This is a genomic window from Streptomyces sp. KLMMK, assembly GCF_036961605.1.
GTDB classification, from domain to species: domain Bacteria; phylum Actinomycetota; class Actinomycetes; order Streptomycetales; family Streptomycetaceae; genus Streptomyces; species Streptomyces telluris.
This window is the reverse complement of the sequence record NZ_JBAMDC010000550.1, coordinates 1-3,426: the sequence shown is the minus strand read 5'-3', so window position 1 is coordinate 3,426 and position 3,426 is coordinate 1. Positions and strand designations below refer to the sequence as shown.

2 protein-coding genes are annotated in these 3,426 nt (G+C 75.8%); both read right to left on the bottom strand.

Annotated features, from left to right (window positions below; genetic code table 11):
* A partial coding sequence (locus V7793_RS35360) for a non-ribosomal peptide synthetase (protein WP_336013781.1) occupies positions 1-1,296 on the bottom strand: 1,296 nt, incomplete at its 3' end.
* A gap of 665 nt (positions 1,297-1,961) precedes the next feature.
* The gene (locus V7793_RS35355; RefSeq protein ID WP_443058069.1) at positions 1,962-3,167 is read right to left on the bottom strand and encodes an MFS transporter; all 1,206 of its coding nucleotides are present in this window, start codon (positions 3,165-3,167) and stop codon (positions 1,962-1,964) included.
* Positions 3,168-3,426 lie beyond the last annotated feature (259 nt).

Genomic DNA, 3,426 nt, shown 5'->3' with positions numbered 1-3,426 from the left:
CATGGCGAGCGTGGCGACCGCGTCGGTCAGGTGGTCGAAGGCCTCGTCCGCACGGTGGTCCGGAACGGCGGACCGGTCCCATGCCATGCGGACCAGCAGGTCGGATCCGTAGGAGACGGAGACGGCGAAGGGGGCCTGTACGGGGCGGCCGTCGATGTGCGTCTCCCGCCCCGTGGCGTCGCCGAGCCGCAGCGGTGGCCGGCGGCCGAGGTCCTCGAAGGTGAGGAGGCCGTCCAGGCGGCCGGACCACGGTGCCCCGGCCCGGCGGGCCGCGTGGACCACCTCGTCGAAGGGGGTGTCGGCGCGGTCGAGGTCGTCCCACCAGGCCGAGGCCCGCTCGGCGAGGCCGGTGCCGTCCGCCGGGTGCGCGACGGTGTTGAGGAAGCACCCGAGGACCGGCGCGGCGCCGGGGGGCCTGCCGCCCCACGGGTAGCCCAGGACCGGTACGGAGTCCGGGCCGTGGAGCGTGCGGGCCGCCCCGGCACAGGCGTCGAGGAGGACGGGGAAGGCCGTGGAACGGGCGCCGTCGCCGTGGACCGGGATCCGGCGCAGGGCGGTGCCGGTGCCGGTGCCCGGGACGGGGTGGGCCGGCCCGCGGGCGGGGGCGCTTGCGCCGCCGCCGCGGAGGTCTGCGAGGCGCTTCGCCCAGTAGGCGAGGGCCTCCGGCCGCGACGCCCTCTCCTCGGCGGCGAGTTGGCGGTGCACGGCGTCCGCGTAGGCGGCCGTGCCGCCGGCCGCCATGCCCGCGGGAACGTCCTGCGGCCCGAGCCCGTCGCGGTAGGCGTCGGAGAGGCCCGCCGTGATCAGCCCCAGGGACTGCTCGTCGCAGGCCGTGTGGTCCAGGACCACAGCGAGGACCTCCTGCGGGCCGCCGTCGTCCGCCAGGAAGAACCGCAACGGCGGGCCGTCCGCGGGCCATTCGGCCAGCGTGCGCAGCAGGGTGTCGTGAGCACTCTCCCCGGGCCGCGGCCGGACCCGGTCCACCTGCCCGACGGGGGCGCCGGGCACCTGGACCGGCACCCCCCGCCGCACCAGCGGGCGCGTGCGCAGCGCCGGGTGCAGCGCGGCCAGGTGCCCGGCGGCCGCCCGCAGCCGCCCGGTGTCGACCGCCCCCGCGGGGAAGACGAAGAACAACGGGACCAGCACGGGCCGCCCGGCGGGGTCGAGCTGCCGGGAGAGCAGGAACCGCCGCTGCGCGCCGGTCACGGGCAGCGGTGCGCCACCGGGCTCGGCGGCGTCCTCGGTGAGGCGCCGGTAGCGGGCGAGATAGGACGAGGTGATGTTGCCGGATTGCACGATGACCTCCCGTGCGCCGAGGGGCGCGACGGCTCGTGGGACGAGAGGAGCGATGGCAGATGTCGGGCGGAGAGCTGCGAGTTGCGGTCGTGGCTGGTACGGCGGCGGTACGGCGGGGCGGCGTGGTCGGCCGGGACGGCTCGCCCGGTCCGGGCCGTGTCCGGGAGTCGGTCCGGGCCGGGTGCCGGGACGGGGTGGTGAGAGGGGTGGCGCGGTCGGCCGGGATGGCGCGGTCGGCCGGGTCGGTGCGTAGGTGGGTTCGGGGGCGGTGCCGGGACGGGCCGGTGATCCCGGTGATCCGGGTGGCCCGGTCGGACGGGACGGGTCGCATGGTCGGGAGGGTCCGGGGCCGGGACCGGGGCGGCACGGCCGGTCGAAGTCGCTCGTACGACCGGGGCGGTGCCGGAAGCCGGCTCGGGCCGGATGTCGGGGCGGGCCGTGATCGGGGCGGCCCGGCCGGTCGGAAAGGATGGTCGGGGCGGAGCCGTGACCGGGTGGCCCGGTCCGCCGGAGGGGTACCGCCGGTCGGCGGGGCGTGTTCGGGTCGTCCGGGGCCGGAGCCGGGTGGCTCCGCCGGCCGGGGGCCGGCGCGGCTCGCAAGGGCGGGGGCCCGGACCCGGGTCCTGAGCCCCTCCGCCCGCCGGCGGAACGGGATGCCTGCCGTGTCAGCCCGTGACCGCCGGCGCCGCCGGCAGGTCGCGCAGGCGGCGCAGGGGCGACGCCAGGAGCGGCACGGGCACCAGCAGGAGCCCGACGGCGCACACCCACACCGCGGCGCGCGGTCCGGCCGCCTCGGCGACGGCGCCGCCGACGAGTGCGCCGAGGGGCATGGTGCCCCACACCATGAAGCGCAGCGTGGCGTTCATCCGGCCGAGCAGCTCGTCGGGGCACAGCAGTTGCCGGAAGCTGACCTGGGCGACGTTGTAGACGACGGCGCCGAAGAAGACGGCCGCGGAGGCGACGGCGAACCACGCGGCGGAGGCGCCCCGGCCGGCCAGCGGCCACAGCAGGGCGAACGGGCCGGTGACGACGGTCGACAGCCAGATGACTCTCGCCTGGCCGACCGCGCGGGCGAGCACTCCGGCGCACAGGGCTCCGGCGAGGCCGCCGACGGCCGAGGCGGACATCATCAGGCCCAGGACGCCGGGCGGCAGGTCCAGCACCCGCACCAGGAACACCGTCTGGACCGCCATGAGCATCGCGGTGAAGAAGTTCGCGAGCGCCGTCGCGCAGGCGATCATGCGCAGGACCGGGTGCCGGAAGACGAAGGCGAGGCCTTCCGCGATCTGGGCGCGCAACGGGACGCCCGGCGCGGGTGCGGGCTGCGGTTCGGGGGCCCGGATGCCGCGCAGGAAGACGGCGGACAGCGCGTAGCCGATCGCGTCGGCCAGCAGGGCGAAAGGGGCGCCGAGGAACTGCACCAGGGCGCCGCCCAGCCCGGGGCCGGTGACCTGGGCGGACGAACGCGCCGTTTCCAGGGCGCCGTTGCCCGCGACCAGCTGTTCACGCGGCAGGAGGGACGGAAGGTAGCTCTGGTGCGCGATGTCGAAGAAGACGGTGGCCACGCCGGTGACGAGGGCGACCACGTAGAGGTGCGCCATGGTCAGGGCCCCGGCCCAGGCGGCGAGCGGCAGGCTCGCCATCGCCGCCGCGCGGACGACGTCGGCGCGGACGAGGACCGGCAGCCGGCGCATCCGGTCCACCCACGCTCCGGCCGGCAGGCCGACCAGCAGGAACGCCGCGGTCTCGGCGGCGGTCAGCAGGCCGGCCTCCATGGGGGAGGCGTCGAGCACGACCACGGCGACCAGGGGCAGGGCCACCACGGTCACCTGAGCGCCGATCTGGCTCACCGCGGCACCGGCCAGCAGCAAACGGAAATCCCTATTCCGTAAGAGGCCGCCGCTGTGAGGCTTCATTGACAACATTTGGCAGACATTTGGGCATGACCATGCGCTCAGTCAAAAATGACGGATATTTTCGGTCATTAACGTTCTCAATATGGACAACTCCTATCGACCGCCCAGTGAACCGAAGGTGCTCGGCATCTGAACGGCACCCGGCGTGACCTGCGGTGGTCCCCCACGGGTGGGAGCAGGGGGCTACCGCGCGGGTCCCGCCAGGGGAATGTCC